Source organism: Paenibacillus sp. An7 (assembly GCF_009870785.1).
Taxonomy (GTDB): Bacteria; Bacillota; Bacilli; order Paenibacillales; family Paenibacillaceae; genus Paenibacillus.
Genome location: NZ_WTWX01000010.1, coordinates 32180 through 53504 on the forward strand (window position 1 = coordinate 32180; position 21325 = coordinate 53504).

Consider the following 21325-nt stretch of genomic DNA (forward strand, 5'->3'; position numbering starts at 1 on the left):
GTTATACACTTGATCGCTTAACAAGTTCAAATGGGATCAAACGTTTAATTGTTCCACCCGTCATCGTCTGCCCTGCTTTTCTCATCTCATGGAATGCGCGAAAAGCTTCCTGACCGATCCGCTTCAAGTGTTGATCAATGGTTGTCAGTTTTAGAGCTTCTGAAATAGGCAGATTATCAAAGCCCACAATCGCCAGATCTTCGGGAATTCGAAGCCCCGCTGCTTTTGCTTGAAGAATAACACCTGCTGCCACTTCATCGCCTGTAATAAGGAGGGCAGTGGGTCTTTTTTTCATATTCATCATCTTCTCCACCATACGAATCCCGTCTTTCATTTCCGTACTGTCATCAAAAATCCACTCCGGGTTTAGAGGTACTCCGAGTTCCGCAAGCACAGAAGTATACGCCTTATACCGCAGCTGACTGCTTGTACTATGAGCGCGGCCGATACAGTACCCGATATCTGTGTGCCCATGTTCGGTCAAGTGTTTCATACCTGCAATAAAAGCATCATAATGATCTGTATATACGGAAGAGATCCGTTCATCTTCTATATACTCACAGGTAACGATCGGACCATATGTCCCGTAGCTCGCAATTTTTTCTACAGAGAGGGATCTAGAGCAGAGAATCAGTCCATCAATCTGTTTGGTGCGAAGCAGATGAAGTGCTTGTTCTTCTTCTTTTCGATCATATCTGCTTTGGTATAGCAGCGTACCATACCCGGCTTCGGAGGCTTCATCCATAATTCCAGACAGGATGGCATGAAAATAAGAATGGCTGTTTGGCACAATAACCCCGATTGTTTTCGTCTGTCCTTTAATTAAATGTACCGCATTGGCATTTGGTGTGTATCCTTGCTGATCTATTACTTGCTGAACTCTCCTGCGTTTCTCTTCACTCACATAGGGATGTCCGCTAAGTACACGGGAGACAGTAGATACAGACACACCTGCCAGCATGGCAATGTCTTTGATATTGGTCATAGGAGGACCCTCACTTCAATAATCCAGTATTTTACATAACAAAGAACTGTTGAATCAATTTCATAACTCATTAAAACGATAAATTTGTAACTATATATAGACAAATAGAACCATTTTGATCTATATATACTCCTGATTAAAGCAACTAAAGGTATTATGAAATTGATTTGCTTCTATAATCATTATAATCATGAAAAGGAAGAAACCAAAAAAGCCCCTATGAGAGGGGCTGTAAATGAACTTTGAAAATCACGAGTGAACCTGATATTAAATGTTCTCACCATTCGTTTTAATAACATCTTGGTACCAGTAGAAGCTGTCTTTTTTGATGCGGCGCAGGTCTTTGTCTTCTTCTTCATCCTGATTGACATATACAAAACCGTACCGCTTCTGATATCCGTTCAGCCAGCTCAGCAGATCGGTAAAGGACCAGCTGCAATATCCAATGAGCTCGACACCATCCATCATCGCTTCTTTACACTGATGGATATGAGATTCTAAGTAAGCGATCCGGTATGCATCGTGAATCTGACCGTCTTCTTCTAGTTTATCAAACTCGCCAAGACCATTTTCTGTAATGAAGATAGGCAGGTTATAACGACTGGTGATCCGGCGCATACCGATTCGAAGACCGATGGGATCAATCGCCCAGTCCCAATTCGATTTTTCTACATGAGGATTATCCGCTGTTTTATACAGGCCAGGGATACCCGTTGCTTCATTGCTTCCTTTTTTGCCGGTGTTGTTCATTTTCCCGAAAGACACGCCGTCCAGCGGGTTATGCTCATACGTAATGGTCTGGTAATAGTTCACGCCAACGAAATCGGGTTTGCCTTTCAGCAGTAACTCTTCATCTCCCTCTTCAAACGTTGGAGCGAGTCCGATGCTTTTAAGATGGCGATATGGAATGCTTGGGTACGTTCCTCTGCAGTATACATCAAGCCACCAGTAACTCGTAAATTCTTCTGCATTCTCAAAAGCGAGCATGTCATTGGGTGAACTGGTTGCCGGATAGGAAGGTGTATAGGCAAAACTCGGCCCAATTTTACCATCAGGTACATATTTGCGGAACGAGTCAATGACCTTCGCATTGGCAAGAAACATAATATGATTCGCTTCATAGAAACGTTTGCGATCCCTCACGCCCGGCGGGTGCAAAGCTTGCATAAAGGCAAGGTTGGTATTGTGATTCTGTTCATTTAAGGATACCCAATATTTCACTCGGTCTCCAAATCGTTTAAATAGAGTAATGCAGTATTCGTTAAAGTCTTCAATAATCTCCCGAGACTCCCATGCACCGTATTTATCTTGAAGTGCTTGCGGTACATCCCAGTGATACAGCGTAAGAACAGGTTCAATACCATGAGCGAGCAGTTCGTTAATCAGATTATCGTAAAACTGAAGACCTGCTTCATTTACTTTCCCTGTTCCTTCCGGATAAATCCGCGGCCAGCTGACCGAGAAACGATATGTTTTAAGGCCCATTTCAGCCATGAGCACGACGTCTTCTTTATAGCGATGATAGTGGTCCACTGCTATTTTTCCACTGGTACCTTTATACGTTTTTCCAGGAATCTCGGTATAAATATCCCATACAGATGGTCCTTTGCCGTCTTCGTTCCAAGCGCCTTCAATCTGGTAAGCAGCGGAAGCTGAACCCCATAGAAAATCCTCTGGAAAAGGACTTAATTTCTCATGAATCATGGATGATTCCCCCTTGATATATAGTTGCATTTTTTGTTGTTATCTAGCATGTGCACAACTAGGTTACGTTATGAAATGCATTTCAGAGCAAGCATGCATCTTATGAACTTTTTGAGAAATATACACGGTAAGTGAAAAAGGAGAGGGGGAACTGTTTACCTATCAAGTTGATGCTTCTACCAAACAACTTCATCTCTTAGACCGGTTTGTATGAAGCCGCTAAAATAAAAAGAGCAGTCTTACGAAAAACATAAACTTTGCCTTGGGGTAAAGTTTATGTTTTTTTATGCTATTTTACAGATTTACGAATAGGACGAACCTTCGCACGATATATTGACCAACAAGCAGGTATCCTAGCGGAGGTGTGTGTCGGCAATGCCCTATATTTTAAGATATAACGTAACTACGAATGGATCGATTACGTTTACCGGAAATACACTCGGGCTTAATAAAGTAGCCAACCAGAATAATCAGGGAACGACAGGCTCCATTGGAGCGTTTAGTACATTAAATACGACACTAAGAGCTGGAAACTTTCCATTAGGCACGACACTGAATTATACACTGAATGGTTCGAGAGCGGTTCTTGACATTCCGAGCGGTGCATCTGTGCTGTATGCTGAATTAATCTGGTCAGGTTCCTACGATGCGGGGGGAGGAAGTGTGCTTGGCGCTATAGGGAATCCGATCTCTTTTTCGACGCCTGTTGGTACAACTGCTGTATCTCCTGACCCGGCAACCGCACAAAATACCGCGCCGATCCGTAGCAACTATGTGAATTCAGCCATTGTTACCGCGTTGGTGCAGGAAGGAGGGGCAGGTACATATGCAGCGGGTACAGTACCGGCTACGGTAACGGCGTCAAATAATAATGATAATTTTGCTGGCTGGACACTGGCAGTTATCTATTCAAGCCCTTTTTTACCCTCCCGAAATATTAGTTTTTATGTAGGTGCAGAGATCGTAAACCAGGCGCTAGGAAGCACAACGACATCGATTGGCGGATTTGCTACCCCAGTAACCGGCACGGTGAGTGGCCGCCTGTTGGTCAGTGCAAGCGAAGGAGATCCACAGATCTTAGGAGATCAACTTAGATTCGGACCTACCGTAGCTACGCTGGCTCCCATATCCGGTCCTAACAACCCGGTGGATAATTTTTTCTGCTCACAGATTAATAATGATCAAGGTTTGCTTGATACTCGGGGAACGTTTGGAACACTTAACAGCCCTCCGGGAGGGGCTACGATTGGGGCAAGACAAGGCTGGGATATTACGAATGTGAATGTATCTTCTTCACTAACTAACTCACAGACGACGGCTGTTATTCAGGCTACTTCGCAGGGAGATGCTTACCTGGTGAATTCGCTTGGGCTGCAGGTGGATGTGAATTCTCCATTCTTTGTATTTACGAAAAGCTCAAATACTTCATCTGCGCTTGTAGGAAGCTCTGTTCAGTACACATTAACCGTTAGCAATACGGGTACGGCTGCTGCTTCACTCGTCTTACTTAAAGATAATTTCCCTTCGTCAGGAAGTTTTGTACCGGGTTCTCTCTTGGTGAATGGAGTAAACCAACCGGGTGCAGATCCCGTGACAGGTGTTGCTCTTGGGACAGTGAATCCAGGGCAGACGCTTACAATCGTTTACTCTGTACAAATTGTGTCAAGACCTGCTGGATCAGTACAATCGAATGTAGCTGAAATCTCCTATAACTTCCAAAGTTTACCTGGAGGACCTATTTTCCAAGGAACCTCTCGATCCAATGGAAACCTCGTATCCATCGGTAATCAACCGCCAACTACCCAAAACTATGCTGTGGTAACAAACGGGAACACCGCTGTTTCCGGCCAAGTTACGGGCAACGATCCGGATGGAGATCCGTTGTCATTCACTCTCAATTCCGTTCCTACAAGTGGAACCGCCCTAATAAATACAGATGGCACCTATACGTATACCCCTAATCCTGGGTTTGCAGGAAATGATTCCTTTACGGTACTTGTAAGTGATGGGTTCGGAGGAACCGCTGTATCTACGGTGGCAGTGACGATATTAAATCAGCCGCCAATCGCAAATAATCTCGATTTGAGCACAAGTAAGAATACACCGCTGAGCGGTCAAGTAACTGCTACCGATCCGAATGGAGATGGGTTAATTTATAGTCTAAACTCGGCTCCGGCAAACGGTACGGTTACCATAAACCCAGACGGAACTTTTGAGTATATACCGAACACAGACTATATAGGAAATGATTCCTTCACTTTCCTCGCTGCCGATCCGAATGGGGGAACAGCGATTGGAGCGGTAACAATCCACATACTCAATCGCCCGCCGATTACGCAGAATGTGAATCTGACGACACCTGCGAATGTGGCTACGTCAGGTCAGGTTACGGCCAGTGATCCTGATGGGGATCCGCTCACCTTTATACAAAATACTTCTCCGGTGAATGGTACATCACAAGTAAATCCAGATGGAACCTTCACGTACATTCCGAATCCTGGTTTCATAGGTACCGATTCTTTTACCGTGCTTGTAACGGATATTAGTGGGGGCACAGCAGTATCTACTGTAACGATTGAGGTTGTCAATTTACCGCCTGTAACAAATAACCTTAATCTTACAACCGGAGGGAACATTCCCGTATTAGGTCAAGTAACCGCTACGGATCCGAATAGTGATCCACTTACATTTGCTTTGACGGGGACCCCGGCTAGTGGAACTGCAGCCGTAAATCCGGATGGTACTTTTACGTATACACCGAATCCTGGATTCATCGGTACGGACACATTTAATGTGGTCGTAAGTGATGGAAACGGAGGCACGGCAATCTCTGTTGTAACGATCCAGGTAACCAACCAACCCCCTATTCCGCAAAATTTGACCTTAACAACCACAGGGAATACACCGGCATCAGGTCAGGTCGTTGCAATCGACCCGAATGGAGATCCGTTAACGTATAGTTTGAATTCAGCACCGACTAACGGAACAGTAGTGATCAATCCAGATGGAACATTTACGTATACACCGGGCGCCAATTTCTCGGGAACGGATGCTTTTACGTATCTTGTATCGGATGGACTTGGAGGAACAGCAGTAGGTAATGTGACCATTAATGTGCTGAATCAGTCACCATCCACGAGCGATGTGTCCCTTTCAACGCTCCAAAATATGATGGCTACAGGCCAGGTGATTGCCACGGATCCGAATGGGGATGCGTTAACGTATACTTTGCAATCTCCTCCTGTAAGCGGAACGGCTGTTGTGAATCCAGATGGAAGTTTCACCTATACACCGAATCCTGGTTTTACAGGACCTGATTCTTTTACTGTAATGGTATCTGATGGATTTGGAGGAACCGCTATTGCAACTGTGACTGTTAACGTCGTTAACCAGCCTCCAGTGGCACAAACGCAAAATTTTTCTACCGTACAAAATACACTCCTATCTGGACAGATTATTGCGATGGATCCAGACGGGGATGCTCTTACTTATCAGCTGTCATCTCTTCCGGCAAATGGGATAGCAGTCGTAAACCCAGACGGCGCGTTTACTTATACCCCAGCTACCGGCTTTGTAGGAACGGATTCCTTTACTGTTCTTGTTAGTGATGGGAAGGGTGGGACGGCAGTGGGAACGGCTATTGTCAGGGTAGCGGATCAGGCGCCTATAGCACAGGATTTGTCTATAACGACGAACGTCAACACCCCGGTAGCGGGTCAAATTCCTGCAACGGATCCGGATGGAGACCCACTTACGTATACATTATTTGTACCACCTAGTAATGGGGTTGTTGTACTGAACCTAGATGGAACCTTTACGTATACACCAAATTTCAACTTCTTCGGAATTGATAATTTCTCTGTGTTGGTGAGTGATGGAAAAGGGGGGACGGCTACCTCTAACGTGCAAGTGGGTGTTCCGGTTGCTCCGCCTGTTACATCAGATGTAACGCTGAATACGAACACAAATATTCCGGTATCCGGCCAGGTGATAGCTGCCGATCCGCAAGGCGAGACTCTGACCTACACTGTATCAGCTGGACCTGTAAATGGCTCTGTTGCTTTAAATTCAGCGGATGGAACCTTCACGTATAACCCAAACCCAGGGTTTGCCGGCACGGATACGTTCTCTGTGCTTGTTACGAATACAAGCGGAGTTTTCGTTACTTCAGTCGTAACTATTAACGTAGATAACCAGCCTCCGGTGGTACCCGATTATTCTTTTGACACCGTGCAGAATATCCCGGTGGGTGGTCAGATTTTAGCTACGGACCCGGATGGAAACCTGTTAACGTACTCACTAGCCATTGCACCAACACTGGGTACAGCGTTGGTTAATCCGGATGGAACCTTTACTTATACGCCGAATCCAGGTGTCGTCGGGACGGACACTTTCTCTGTACTGGTTAGTGACGGAAGAGGAGGAACGGCAACCTCTGTAGTCACAGTTAACATTATTAATCAGCCTCCTGTAGCCCAGGATGTATTGCTTTCTACACCAAATGAAACCCCTGTATCTGGTACGGTTACGGCAACAGATCCTGATGGGGACCCACTTACCTATTCACTGAATGCTGCTCCTGTGTTTGGCACAGCAGTGGTGAATCCAGATGGTACTTTTACCTATACACCGAATGCAGGGCTTGTAGGAAGAGAGAGTTTCACGGTGTTAGTCGATGACGGAAAAGGCGGAACGGCGATAGCAACCGTCCAGATTGATGTCACGAACAGCCCGCCTGTAGCTGTAGGAACTAATGTGTCTACCACACAAAATACGCCAGTATCTGGAGCTGTGACCGCAACGGACCCAGAGGGTGACCCGCTTACCTTTAGTTTACTCACCCCTCCAGCAAACGGGGTTGTCACCGTGAATCCAGATGGATCGTTTACGTATACACCAAATCAAGGTTATGTAGGTTCAGATAGTTTCACTGTACTCATTAGTGACGGTTTAGGTGGAACGGCAATAGCGACGGCTACTGTTAACGTAACAGACCTCCAGCCGGTAACAACCGATGTAAGTATTTCGACGTCTATTAATTTACCGGTATCGGGGCAAGTGCCAGCAACCGATCCGGAAGGGGACCCACTTACCTTTAGTCTTTTATCACCGCCGGTCAATGGTATCGTCGTAGTGAATCCAGATGGAACCTTCACCTATACACCTAATTCAGGTTTCATAGGTCCTGATGCGTTTACCATACTCGTGAGCGATGGAAAAGGAGGAACGGCAGTATCAACGGTCAATGTTCAAGTTGTTAATCAGCCGCCTCTTACTCAAAACTCAATCGTATCCACAGTACAGCCAATACCGGTAACAGGAGCAGTCATTGCTACGGATCCCGATGGAGACTCGCTCACCTATACAGTACAGTCACCTCCTGCTAATGGAACACTGGTCTTGAACCCGGATGGAACATTCACGTACACACCTGCGGGAGGGTTTTATGGCACCGACTTCTTCACGGTAACGGTCAGTGACGGAAGAGGAGGAATTGCAGTAGCTGCAGTTACGGTAAATGTAAATGCGAGTCCGCCAGCAGTTCAAAGTCAGAACCTGGAGACCGGAGTAAATGTTCCGATATCGGGTCAAATCGTTGCTGTTGATCCTAACGGGTTGCCGCTCACTTATTCTTTACAGTCTCCAACCGTTAACGGAACGGCAGTAGTGAATCCAGATGGTACATTCACCTACACTCCAAATCCCGGATATAGAGGACTTGATAGCTTCACTGTACAGAGTGCTAACTCTGCAGGAGGAATAGGTATAGGTACAATAACGCTAATGGTAGTCAATCTTCCGCCGATTGCTACCGGTGCTTCTGTATCGACGAGTGAGAACATTCCTGTATCAGGAGCCATATCTGCAACCGATCCGGATGGAGATCCGCTTACCTTTACGATCAATTCTCTACCGGCAAGCGGGACAGCAATCGTAAATCCAGACGGTACGTTTACGTATGCACCAAATACTGGATTTGTAGGCAGTGACTCGTTAACCATTTTAGTTAGTGATGGCAGCGGAGGTACAGCAATTGCTCCGGTTACTGTTCAAGTGACGGGCCGGCCTCCGGTTACAGAGGATCAGGTGATTTCAACAAGTCCAAATACGCAGGTTAATGGACAGATTATTGCTTCCGATCCGGATGGAGATCCGCTCATCTATATCCTGGGTTCTTCTCCGACGAGTGGAACGACCCAGCTGAATCCGGATGGAAGTTTTACGTATACTCCGAACGTTGGCTTTGCAGGAACGGATTCCTTTACGGTATGGGTGAGTGATGGATTAGGAGGAAATGCGATTTCCACGGTGACCATTAATATTCCTATTCTTCCACCAATCGTAAATGATGTCACATTTACGACGTATGCAGGTAATCCAATCAGTGCTGTGTTAACCGCAGTAGATCCTGAAGGTACGGCGGTTACCTTTACTTTGGGTATACCTCCTGAACAAGGTGTGGTTACAGTGAATCCTGATGGAAGTTTTACCTATACACCAGGTCCAACATTTGTAGGTACCGATCGGTTTACAGTTATTGCTGCAGATGCGAACGGTGCATCGTCCAATATCATTGTGACCATTCAGGTCATTACCGGCACGCCGATTGCACCAGATGTCTCACTTTCTACCCTTATCAATACTCCAGTAGACGGAATAGTAACAGCGAGCGCCCCAGATGGAGTTCTGATCTTTACGCTCTATACGTTATTGCCGGCAAACGGAACAGTTGTTATCAACCCAGACGGTACGTTTACGTATACCCCAAATCCAGGATTTATCGGGGTAGATCAGTTTAGTGTCATTGTTACCGATCTATACGGTCAAAATGCGATTTCTACCGTGACAGTAACGGTAGAAGATGATATCCCGTTTGCTAATCCGGTAAGGGTAGCTACGGTTCAAGGGCAGGCGGTGAATGGAGCTGCGATCGCGATTGATCCAAATGGTCTTGCATTTGTCTATTCTTTAGGAACTCCTCCTCAGTTCGGTACGGTAGTTGTAAATCCAGACGGTACCTTTACGTATACGCCAAATCCTGATTTTACAGGTACCGATCGTTTTACCATCATTGCAATAAACAGTGCAGGAGAATCCGTATCGATTCCTGTTAGCGTAGAAGTAAGTGCTTCCGAACCGGTAGATGGACCGATTACAACGGATATCGGCATTGGAACAGCGCAAGATCAGCCTGTATCTGGAACCATCCTTGCGAGTGACCCGGCAGGGCTTCCGCTGATTTATCAGCTTGCAGGTCTCCCGAATTCAGGATCAGTAGAGCTAAATCCGGATGGAAGCTTTACGTATATTCCAAACGCAGGTTTTACGGGAACGGATACGTTCAGTGTGAGGGTCAGTGACAGCCTTGGACTCAGTGCTCTGTCCATCGTTACGGTTGTTGTATATCCTTCAGGCAATCCAAATTCCGTGAGTATTCAGCTTACTACGACAGTAGGAACCCCTGTAAGAGATGCGCTGCCAGCGGGTCAGGGGAGTTATATTTTGCGGAGCGGCCCTTCACGGGGAAGAGTAGAATTACGACCAGATGGCACGTTTGTTTATACACCGGATGCCGGATTTACCGGAATTGATGAATTTACGATACAATTTACGGATCAGGCAGGTAAGATCACTTTGTTCCTTGTTTTCGTAAAAGTGACAAAGGAAAGCAACACCTTAACCCTTCAGCTTCGTACAGAAGAAAACCGACCGCTATCAGGCAATTTAAATACGATTGGTCTCGGTCTTATTGTTACCGCACAGATCATAGATAACCCGAACAATGGAAGACTTGTACTCAATGCAAATGGAACGTATACCTATTTTCCTGATCCTGACTTTACAGGTCCAGATCAATTCACATTTATAGTAACGGATGCGCAGGAAGGCATTTATACGGTCATTGTTAATGTACTTGTCTATCCGGAAGGGGAAGAATAGAAGATTTCATTCGGATGGTGATAAAATAGAAAACCCGGAAGAGCCTCGATTATCGAGACCTTCCGGGTTTCTTTTTTGGGTTTGGCTTTCTTTTTTTTAAAGGGTTCTTTTTGGGAGGAATGAGGGGGACAATTTTATTTTTTGATTTATTTTTTAATATCCCTTTTGATTTTCTAGCAGGTTTTCTTGCGATTGGCACGTTTATGGACTCCGGTTTAGATGAGGAAGGGGGGGACGGTTCCGCCGGAACCATCGGTTCGGCTTCCGTATGAGAAGATTCTGCGTCCTGAGAGCCGAGCATGGAGAGATGCTCCGTATAGTAGACTTTTTCAATCTCACGCTCATTCTGAAAAGATAAACGCTGCTCGCTCACATACTCCGGCTCCTCCCAACTTCTTTGTTTTAGATAGGTAAGCTCTTCGGGAGAGATCTCTTCTTTAATAACAACAAGCTGGTACAAGATTTGGTAGGCCACATTAAGCTGGCTTTGTCTTAACAGACTGAGCTCCAGTGGATCGTACGCTTTATAGATGGGGAAATAAAAAAACTCCAGGTGCAAGAGCCGAAAATCTATTTCGATCTCCTGCTCCGCTTCGGCAAGGGACCAGGCTTTATGATTACGAAAGAGATACTCTTCCTGATCTACATGATAATGAGGATCCTGCGTCCAGTAACGAGGGGAATGCTCGTTGAAAAATTGTTTAAAAAGAGGGTTTGTCATGTGTGCTGTTACATGCGCATAAGGCGCTATAATGCATACAACAGCACCATGTTTACATACACGATATATCTCTTCAAGAACAGGCTGTAGTTGATGAACATACTGCAAACTGTGGGAAGCCATGATGTAGCTGACGGAATTATCTTCGAACGGCAGGGGCTCGTTTATGTCATGGATGATATCCACTGCATCGTAAGGAAAGCGGTCAATCCCTATACATCCAGGCAATTTTTGATTGCCACAACCTAGATCCACTCTCATAAATAAACCTTCTTTCTGTAGTCCCCCTCACTGTATTCATACACTGCCTCCAAGCACTACCTCTTATAGCTGTATTCGAAAAGTACCCCTGATGTATGAGCATTTATCCAGACAGACAACCCATTCTTACTAAGCGGCAATGTACTTTCTTTATTTCTATCTCGCAGCAGAAAGTGTCATTAAATTAAGGAGCGAGACCTATATAAGGAATAATTAGATTAGAATATAATATGAAGCACAATATAAAGCGCTTACATTCATTGATAGTTTTACCACCATCCTAATTGCCTTGGAGGGATACGTAGTGAACAGGAAAATGAGAAAAAGTGTACGGAAATTAGGGATTTGTATTTTAGCAGCAGGGATATGTTATTCAGCAGTTGGCTTTTCTGGACGAGCCCAAGCCGCAAATCCAAGACAGATGGAATACCTAGACCGAGGTGTAGTTGCTGTAAAGACAGATAATGGTGTATTTGTGAGCTGGCGGTTACTTGGCACAGAAGGATCTGGCGTAACGTTTAATGTATACCGAGATGGTGTGAAGGTGAATGCAACACCGATTATGAACAGTACGAATCTTCAGGATTCGGCAGGTACAACCAGTTCAAAGTATACAGTGAGGGCTGTCGTTAATGGAGCGGAGCAAGCTGCGTCCACTGCCGTAAGTGTATGGGGATCCAATTATTTATCGGTTCCACTAAGTAAACCGGCAGGCGGAACAACACCGGACGGAGTAAATTATACGTATAGCGCAAATGATGCGAGTGCAGGGGATCTGGATGGAGATGGTACATATGAGCTTATTGTGAAGTGGGACCCTTCCAACTCGAAAGATAATTCCCAAAGCGGCTACACAGGAGAAGTGTTTATTGATGCTTATAAGCTGGATGGAACCCGTTTATGGCGGATTGGTCTTGGCAAAAATATTCGAGCAGGTGCACATTACACTCAGTTCATGGTATACGATTTGGACGGGGATGGAAAAGCAGAGGTAGCCATGAAAACAGCAGACGGCAGTAAAGATGGTACCGGTGCTGTGATTGGGGATGGAACGAAAGATTATCGTAACAGCAGCGGATACATTTTGACTGGTCCTGAGTACTTAACGATCTTTAATGGCTTGACTGGAAAGGCACTTACAACGGTAAACTATGACCCGCCACGCGGTACAGTAAGCAGCTGGGGGGATAACTATGGAAACAGGGTCGATCGTTTCTTGGCAGGAATTGCGTATCTTGACGGGGAGAGACCAAGTCTCGTTATGGCTCGCGGCTACTATACTCGTTCTGTCCTGGTTGCCTATGATTATCGGAATGGACAATTAACAAAACGCTGGACTTTTGATACGAATACTTCGGGCAACAGTGCGTATGCAGGGCAAGGAAATCACAGTCTCAGTGTAGGAGACGTCGATAATGATGGAAAAGACGAGATTATCTATGGTGCTATGGCCGTGGATGATAATGGAATGGGACTTTATACGACGAAGCTTGGACATGGCGATGCCATGCATCTTAGCGACCTCGATCCAGATCGTGCTGGAATGGAAGTATTTCAGGTGCATGAAACCCCTTCGGCTACAGCTGGAATTGAATTTCGTGATGCGAGAACAGGCACGCTCATCTGGGGAATTCCGACAAGTGCTGATATTGGACGAGGAATGGCTGCAGATATCGATCCAAGATATAAAGGGGCAGAGGTGTGGGCTGCAGGATCCATGTACACTGCAAAAGGACAGCTGATCAGCAATAAACTGCCTTCCACGAATTTTGGAATCTGGTGGGATGGCGATCTCAGCCGTGAACTGTTAGATAATAACCGGATCGATAAGTGGAATTACGATACTTCTACAGTAACAAATCTGCTTACTGCATCTGGTACGGCCAGCAATAATGGCACGAAAGCTACACCCGCACTGCAAGCAGATCTACTCGGAGATTGGCGGGAAGAAGCCGTCTGGCGAACAACGGACAGTACTGCACTCCGAATCTATACAACCACTGCTCTAACAGAAACCAGGATTTATACGCTGATGCATGATCCTGTGTATCGTCTTGGTATCGCATGGCAAAATGTGGCCTATAATCAGCCGCCTCATACTAGTTTTTATCTCGGCACAGGGATGAATACTCCTCCAACACCGAATATACGATTGACAGCAGCGCCTTAAGGCCGGTAGCGCAGATCTTGTTATAAAAAAACAAATAACATCTGCTTAGTTCAGAAGACTGCATACATGCGGGCTCAGACTGTAGACAAACTAGCCTAAACTAGTTTGTCTACAGTCTTTTTTATTTACAATAGAATCAACTACTTTATTTGACGTGACAATCAGGCTAACAAAACAATCATCCACTCAGCTTGACCAATTTGAAATGGTTGCTCTAGATCAACTCTTGCCAGAAGATCATTTGGTTCGAAAAATGGAATCTACAAGCAGAGTCCTTGAATATCAAGGACTCTGCCCAGAATTTATGTGTTAGTACAACACCGAATTCTCGTTTTACGTTAACCGTATTCGCAAAGTGATCGGGATGACACGAGTCTGAAACAAAGAGAACTCTCCAGATTCGATTGTTAACAAGAGAAGGTTTCTGCAATCTGTAATTGCAATACGAGAAATTAAAGTTATTAATCTAATTTCTTGATTAGGATAGAAGCATTAACATTTGTTTGTGTACCTCCAGCTAATGTTTGTAGGGTAACTGCGGCAGCAGAAGTATGATTTCGAAGGGTGAGAACATCACCGGCTGCTACGGCAATAATAACCTGACCGTTATTTTGCTGAGTGCCTGCGCCTGAACCATAGACTGTACCCGCAACCGGTGCACCATTAAGAAATAACGAGAACTGACTGGGTTCCACACCGGACACGGAGAAAGTAACTTCGTAGTCTCCCGGAGTGGTAATTAGAATTTGAGAGGTTCCTGGAGCATGCGTAATCCCAGTTGTAAGTATTCCATTTGAATCAAAAATGACATCGGTCTCAATCGGTACAACTTGAGCACCAAGGTTGTAAATATACCCGTATTCGGCTAATCCGGCACCTGTTGCGCCAGTAGCACCAGTAGCCCCTGTTGCGCCCGTGTCACCTGTTGCGCCGGTAGCCCCTGCTGCGCCAGTAGCCCCTGTTGCACCTGTCGCTCCTTGGAGTCCTCGAGGCCCTTCTGGTCCTGGGGGACCTGGAGGACAATTACATTTCCCCATACACTCATCTCCTCTTAACCAATGTGCTTCATTTTATTCAAATTTTTAATAGAGAAAACGGTGAAATACCTATTTACCAAAAAATAGGTGAATAAAGCAGTATATTTGCTAAATTTGCACTCAACCGTGATATTGTCCCATACCATATGTCTACGCCTGCATTAGATAATACAAAGAGATTGAACCGGGGGAGTGATCTTATTGGGAAGTAGTCCATTACTAGGTATTCTCGTTACCAAAAGGAGCAGCAAAAAAAGAATATTAAAGCTATATCAACGTTATCACAATGTAAACCTAAAGCTTTACACATTTACTCTGGAAGATATCCTTTGGAAGGAACAACGTATCATTGGGCTCAGTCTTACGAAAGGCATTTGGAAGCAAAGTTCGTTCCCTTTTCCTCATGTCGTATATAACCGGTGCTTCAACAAAAGTTCAACAGCCATTCAACGCATTGAGAAGGTGATCGGCAGGAATCGATGTTTTAACACAATCAATTTTTTTAATAAATGGGATATCAACAATATATTGAAGCAGTCAAAGCTTAAGCCTTATCTGCCAGACACATTTTTATATAACGAAGTCAACGTATTAGAGGTACTAGAGAAATATAAAGTAATATATATTAAGCCATTATACGGGGCTAAAGGGGAGTCCGTGTATCGACTTGAGCTAAAGGATAATCGAGATATTCACATCTCTTTGCATAGCTTGGCCCCAAGATTTATATGCAGACAAAGTGAAGGCATTCACAGAAAATTAGATGAACTATTCGGACAGAAAAAATACTTGGTTCAGCAAGGAGTTCATATAAGTCAACTTGATCATCAGTATTTTGACATCCGGGTTCTGGTTCAAAAAGATATCCTTGGAGAATGGACTGTTTCCGCCATAACGTGTAGAGCAGCTTATGAACATTACTATAACACGAGCATGTGTGAAACCGTGTATGATGCTGAAGAAATTCTTCCGCGATTATTTTCGCCGGATAAAGTGAATGAAATTCGCTGTTCTCTGTATGAGCTAAGTGTAACAGCCGCACAAGAAGCAGAGACTTACTTGGGTTTATTGGGAGAATTGAGTGTCGACTTTGTATTAGATGAACAGAGAAAGATATGGATTATCGAACTTAACGGTCAACCCCCAAAAAATATATACAACGATCTTACGTGTTATAAACGAAAAATTTATAGTAGACCCTTAGAGTATGCTTATTATCTTTCCCAATCTTGAGGATAAGATCTAAAGAGAAGTGAATAAAGCTATTGTGAGGTGAGAATTATGATTTCTATTAGTCTATGTATGATTGTTAAGAACGAAGAGGATGTCATTGAAGGATGTCTGAGCTCCGTTTGTGATCTTGTTGATGAGATTATTATTGTAGATACAGGATCGACCGATCAAACGAAAGCAATTGCGCGCAAATACACGGAGAGAATTTATGATTTTGTTTGGATAGATGATTTTGCAAAAGCCCGGAATTTTGCTTTTAATCAAGCAAGTAAGGACTACATTTTTTGGTTGGATGCTGATGACATTTTGAAAGAAAAGGACCGCGCTAAACTCGCTGCTTTAAAAGAGACGCTTGACCCAAATATTGATTCTGTCACAATGAATTATCATCTAGCATTCGATGAATTTGGCGAAGTTACATCCAGTTTAAGACGCAATCGACTAGTGAAAAGAAGCAATCTGTTTCAATGGGTTGGTGCTGTGCATGAGTATCTGGCAGTGTGGGGATCCATCTTAAATAGTGATATAGCTGTAACGCACAGTAGACTTCATCATGAAAATGAACGAAATCTCCGTATTTATGAAAAACGATTAGCCCAGGGTGAGGTATTTTCGCCGCGTGATTTGTATTATTATGCTAATGAATTATTGGATCATCGGAGGTTTGAAGAGGCAATTCGCTATTATGAAAAATTTCTAGCGACAGGCAAAGGTTGGGTAGAAGACAATATCTTAGCTTGTGGAAAACTAGCGGATGCCTTTCATCATCTCGGAGATCAGCAAAACGAACTTCGCTCTTCATTAAGATCGTTACAATTCAGTCCCCCTCGTGCTGAATTTTGTTGTCGTTTAGGTTATCTCTTTTTACAACAAAATGACATTAATACATCCATATTTTGGTACAAAGTAGCTACACAATTAGAACCTCTTAAAGATAGCTGGGGATTGGTAAGCCCAATGTGCTCCACTTGGTTACCCCACTTGCAATTGTGCGTATGCTACGATCGCCTTGGGAAATATGAGTTGGCTTATCAGCATAATGAAGCCGCCAGCCTTTATCGGCCAAATGATGAGCGTATCCTGCAGAACAAGCGTTATTTTCTCACCCGAGGAGTAATAGGTCATGGGTGCCAAGGTGATGCGGTTAATTAGCTGAATTCCGCTTTAGCACATACCGTACTCCACATCTATATCCCACGCTGACAATCCAATAACAAAAGACCGTTAGTGATGCTGCTGTGCTCCTAACGGTCTTTCTTGATCGTCGAGACGAATAGCAGAAGGATTGGATAAAATGCAGGAGACTGTTATGGGGCCTAATATGAAAAGCATCGATTCTCCCAAACTGCATTGATTCATGGGGATATCACTTTAACTAAAGCAGGTATTTAAGATGCTCAATGAAGTAACTCAACAATCGGAATATATGTTAAAAAATGTTTGACAGCCGCGTTCAGCCTCATTACAATGTACATAACATACTAAACAGGTAGGAATAAATGTTAATGCGAAACCTACCATACGGACGAGGAACGTAAGGCAGTATAGACCCGGCAGACACGTACATTCCAAGACGGTTTGACCTTGATCTATAGGCTTTCGTTCCTCCATTTTTTATATCTCATGCGTAATAGCTGTGGCGAAGGGGAGATTGTAGATGAAAAAGGGGATCCGCAAAGGTCTTACGATCAGTATGGCATTATTATTAACGGCTTCGCTGGCAGCATGTGGTGGAAGTGGTGAGGATAAATCTGGAGCCATTGAATTGTTAAACGTTTCTTATGACCCTACACGTGAACTGTATGATCAGTATAACAAAGCTTTTGCTGCTTACTATGAGCAGGAGAAAGGGCAGAAAGTGACGATTAAACAATCCCACGGAGGATCAGGTAAACAGAGCCGTTCTGTTATTGATGGTTTGGATGCAGATGTGGTGACACTTGCCCTGGGATACGATATCAGTGCTATAGAAGAAAAAGGCCTCATTAATGAAGGCTGGCAGGAGAAATTCGAACATAACAGTGCTCCTTATACATCCACCATTGTATTTCTCGTTCGTAAAGGCAATCCCAAAGGGATTAAAGATTGGGATGATCTAATCAAGGGCGATACAGAGGTCATTACACCGAATCCCCAAACATCGGGCGGAGCAAGATGGAACTATCTGGCGGCATGGGGTTATGCACTGAAAAAGAACAATAACGACGAAACCAAAGCAAAAGAGTTCGTAGCTGAACTGTTTAAGCATACACCGGTTCTTGATACAGGAGCGCGCGGTTCAACCACTACATTTGTAGAGCGTAAGATTGGTGATGTGTTGCTGGCTTGGGAGAATGAAGCTCTGTTGTCTGTAAAAGAACTGGGACCGGACAAATTTGATATCGTCTATCCTTCGGTCAGTATTCTGGCAGAACCGCCCGTTGCTGTCGTTGATAAAAATGTAGAGAAAAAAGGTACACGAGAGGCCGCGGAAGCTTACCTTACCTATCTGTATAGTGAAGAAGGACAAAAAATTGCAGCAGACAATTATTATCGTCCTACACTGGATACGGTAGCTGAACAGTATAAGGATGCCTTTCCTCAGATCGAACTGTTCACCATTTCGGATGTATTCGGCACTTGGGAAGAAACACAGGAGAAACATTTCAGTGAAGGCGGTATTTTCGAGCAAATCTACACACCAGGCAGCTAAAGCTTTGGCACGGCTGACCGGACAAAAACCGGAGGCGAGAAGGGATGAACAGGCATGAGTAGTAGTGGAGTGGGAACTTCCAAAGTAAGGGTCCTCCCTGGTTTTGGAATATCAATGGGTTTTACGGTTCTATACTTAAGCCTCGTGGTACTCATTCCACTGGCTGCACTTCTGTTTAATTCAACAGGTCTTACATGGGGCAAGTTCTTCGAAATGGCTAGCAATCCTCGGATTTTGGCTTCTTTTAAAGTCAGCTTTATGACTGCTGGTTTTGCTGCTTTTGCGAATTTGTTTCTAGGTTTACTGCTTGCGTGGGTGTTAGTACGTTATGAGTTTCCGGGCAAAAAAATATTTGATGCGATTATTGATCTGCCCTTTGCGCTGCCTACAGCAGTCGCTGGTGTAGCACTAACCGCTTTGTATTCGCCTAACGGCTGGATCGGCTCCCTGCTTGATCCGCTTGGCATCAAAGTTGCGTTCTCTCAGCTAGGCATCACGCTCGCACTTATGTTTATTGGTATTCCGTTTGTCGTACGGACTGTTCAGCCTGTTCTAGCTGAACTGGATACTGGTTTAGAAGAAGCGGCGGCAACGCTGGGAGCAGGACGCTGGCTGACGTTTCGCAAAGTGATTCTGCCTGAACTGATTCCGCCTCTTCTGACCGGGTTTGCGCTGGCATTTGCAAGGGGAATTGGGGAGTATGGTTCGGTCGTCTTTATCTCGGGAAACATGCCAATGAAGACGGAAATTGCTCCACTGCTCATCATGACACAGTTGGAAAAATTCGATTACGCCGGAGCTACCGCTGTCGCTTTATTGCTCTTGCTCGTATCTTTCGTGCTGTTACTTCTCATTAATACTCTGCAGCGCTGGAGCCGCAAAACATCCCGAAGATAAAGAAAAGGAGGAATCCATCATGGCAGGAACCGTACCTTTAGGAACAGGAGCTAAAGTACAGACAAAAGCATCCCGGGGAGCAAGCGAAGCTGCCTGGGTCAAGTGGACACTGATCGGAGCGGCTGTACTTGTGATGGGCTGGCTCCTTATTTTGCCCCTCGTTATCGTAATCACGGAAGCTTTAAAACAAGGAGTGGGCGTATTTATCGCAGCTCTTACGGAGCCGGATGCACTCGCTGCATTGAAGCTCACTTTAATCGTAGCAGCAATTACCGTGCCTCTGAACACCATCTTTGGAGTTATGGCAGCTTGGCTTATTACGAAATTTCATTTTCGAGGCAAGGGGCTGCTGATTACATTAATCGATCTTCCGTTCTCGATCTCACCTGTAGTTGGCGGGCTTATGTTTGTGCTTGTATTTGGGGCAAGCGGATGGTTGGGTCCTTTGCTGGAAGCATGGAATACGAAGGTGATTTTTGCAGTACCCGGTATTATTCTAGCGACATTATTCATTACTTTTCCTTTTGTAGCAAGAGAGCTTATCCCGCTCATGGAAGACCAAGGAACACAGGAAGAAGAAGCAGCGGTAATGCTCGGTGCGAAAGGGTGGAGAGTGTTTTTCTCAGTTACTTTGCCTAACATCAAGTGGGGCTTATTGTATGGTGTTATTTTATGTAATGCCAGGGCAATGGGAGAATTCGGGGCTGTATCTGTTGTATCCGGGCATATCCGGGGAGAGACGAACACTTTGCCACTGCATGTTGAAATTTTGTATAACGAATATCAATTTTCAGCCTCTTTTGCTGTAGCCTCTTTGTTGTTGTTGCTGGCTCTGGCAACGCTCATATTGAAAAGCTTCTTTAGTAGGAAAAGTACACATTGACCATAATCCCATAGGGGGCAGTGGCCTAATATAAACAGGAGGCGTTTGTAATGGCGAAACCGCTAAAAGTGGATGAAGTGTGGTTGGAACGGATTGCTGAATTACTAAATGGGATGGAGTTCGGCGCTGTATCGATCGTGGTGCACGAAGGGCAGATTGTACAGATCGAACGTACTGAGCGCAAACGATACGATAATAAGGCGGCGGCACGTACTTCGTCAGCGGGTAATGCGGGGAAGACTTCATCTGCGGGAGCGGGGAAGGTGTAAGTGGTTATTGTTAGTAGCGGGGAACGGTATATTTGTAGAGTGGCGGGAAACAATCTTTCGGTGCTCATCGGTACCTTGGGGTGGCGGGAAACGATCTTTCGGTGCTCATCGGTACCTTGGGGTGCGGGAAACGATCTTTCCGTGCTCATGCTCCACTTGTTTTGGCTGGACGTAAGTAGAATCGAGGAAGTAAATGGTCCAGCCAAAGCCAAAAGTCGCTATGATCTCGGAATGATCTTATTCCCTTGAGTTACGTTTGTGTAGGGAGAAAAAGGGCAAAGCTTCCTCCCCACGTGGTGTGGGGGGAGCAATGGACGTCGCTGTTTCCTTGGGGTAAACAGCGAGTCATAGAGGGAAGAGGGGAGGCAGGCTAGTAGTTAGCTGCCTTTTTTTATATGAGTAAGAATGGAAAATGATCAATGTTACTTGTGAGTGACGGGGAACGATCCTTCGGCGCTCATCGACAGTGTAGAGGTAGCGGGAAACGATCTTTCCGTGCTCATGCTCCGCTTGTTTTGGCTGGACGTAAGTA

At 44.9% G+C, this 21325-nt stretch carries 13 protein-coding genes; 9 read left to right on the plus strand and 4 right to left on the minus strand.

Annotated elements, in window-relative coordinates; genetic code table 11:
* Position 1 precedes the first annotated feature (1 nt).
* Together GQY27_RS13020 and GQY27_RS13025 are read right to left on the minus strand one after the other, a co-directional pair.
* Positions 2–985, minus strand: a complete 984-nt coding sequence (locus GQY27_RS13020) for a LacI family DNA-binding transcriptional regulator (RefSeq protein WP_160035045.1) — start codon at positions 983–985, stop codon at positions 2–4.
* Between the two features lie 267 nt (positions 986–1252).
* Positions 1253–2689, minus strand: coding sequence for a glycoside hydrolase family 1 protein (locus tag GQY27_RS13025; RefSeq protein WP_160035047.1), 1437 nt, complete (start codon positions 2687–2689; stop codon positions 1253–1255).
* 375 nt (positions 2690–3064) lie between these two features.
* Here GQY27_RS13025 and GQY27_RS13030 point away from each other — a divergent pair, with 375 nt between their 5' ends.
* Positions 3065–10630 (plus strand): Ig-like domain-containing protein, encoded by a 7566-nt coding sequence (locus tag GQY27_RS13030; protein ID WP_160035049.1) that lies wholly within the window; start codon positions 3065–3067, stop codon positions 10628–10630.
* Positions 10631–10679: 49 nt separating this feature from the next.
* Here the strand turns inward: GQY27_RS13030 and GQY27_RS13035 are convergent, their stop codons facing one another.
* Positions 10680–11612: a class I SAM-dependent methyltransferase gene (locus GQY27_RS13035; RefSeq protein WP_160035051.1), complete on the minus strand. Its 933-nt coding sequence runs from the start codon at positions 11610–11612 to the stop codon at positions 10680–10682.
* Between the two features lie 316 nt (positions 11613–11928).
* Between GQY27_RS13035 and GQY27_RS13040 the strand changes: the two genes are divergently transcribed.
* On the plus strand, positions 11929–13782 hold the full coding sequence (locus GQY27_RS13040) for a rhamnogalacturonan lyase (protein WP_160035230.1): 1854 nt from the start codon (positions 11929–11931) through the stop codon (positions 13780–13782).
* Between the two features lie 461 nt (positions 13783–14243).
* Here the strand turns inward: GQY27_RS13040 and GQY27_RS13045 are convergent, their stop codons facing one another.
* Complete coding sequence (locus GQY27_RS13045; RefSeq protein ID WP_160035053.1) at positions 14244–14819, minus strand: BclA C-terminal domain-containing protein; 576 nt, start codon at positions 14817–14819, stop codon at positions 14244–14246.
* Positions 14820–15281: 462 nt separating this feature from the next.
* Here GQY27_RS13045 and GQY27_RS13050 point away from each other — a divergent pair, with 462 nt between their 5' ends.
* The 7 genes from GQY27_RS13050 (at position 15282) to GQY27_RS13080 (ending at position 21042) form a co-directional block, all read left to right on the plus strand.
* Positions 15282–16052: a YheC/YheD family protein gene (locus GQY27_RS13050; protein WP_268893030.1), complete on the plus strand. Its 771-nt coding sequence runs from the start codon at positions 15282–15284 to the stop codon at positions 16050–16052.
* A 48-nt stretch (positions 16053–16100) separates the two neighbouring features.
* On the plus strand, positions 16101–17204 hold the full coding sequence (locus GQY27_RS13055; RefSeq protein WP_160035057.1) for a glycosyltransferase family 2 protein: 1104 nt from the start codon (positions 16101–16103) through the stop codon (positions 17202–17204).
* Between the two features lie 505 nt (positions 17205–17709).
* The gene (locus GQY27_RS13060; RefSeq protein ID WP_160035059.1) at positions 17710–18744 is read left to right on the plus strand and encodes a sulfate ABC transporter substrate-binding protein; all 1035 of its coding nucleotides are present in this window, start codon (positions 17710–17712) and stop codon (positions 18742–18744) included.
* 54 nt (positions 18745–18798) lie between these two features.
* A complete protein-coding gene (cysT, locus tag GQY27_RS13065) occupies positions 18799–19641 on the plus strand; it encodes a sulfate ABC transporter permease subunit CysT (RefSeq protein WP_160035061.1) in 843 nt (280 codons plus the stop codon).
* A 19-nt stretch (positions 19642–19660) separates the two neighbouring features.
* A complete protein-coding gene (cysW, locus tag GQY27_RS13070) occupies positions 19661–20524 on the plus strand; it encodes a sulfate ABC transporter permease subunit CysW (protein WP_160035063.1) in 864 nt (287 codons plus the stop codon).
* Between the two features lie 50 nt (positions 20525–20574).
* On the plus strand, positions 20575–20793 hold the full coding sequence (locus GQY27_RS13075; protein ID WP_160035064.1) for a YezD family protein: 219 nt from the start codon (positions 20575–20577) through the stop codon (positions 20791–20793).
* Entirely contained in the window at positions 20794–21042 is a 249-nt protein-coding gene (locus tag GQY27_RS13080; protein ID WP_160035066.1) for a hypothetical protein, read from the plus strand. It abuts the gene before it with no gap.
* Positions 21043–21325 lie beyond the last annotated feature (283 nt).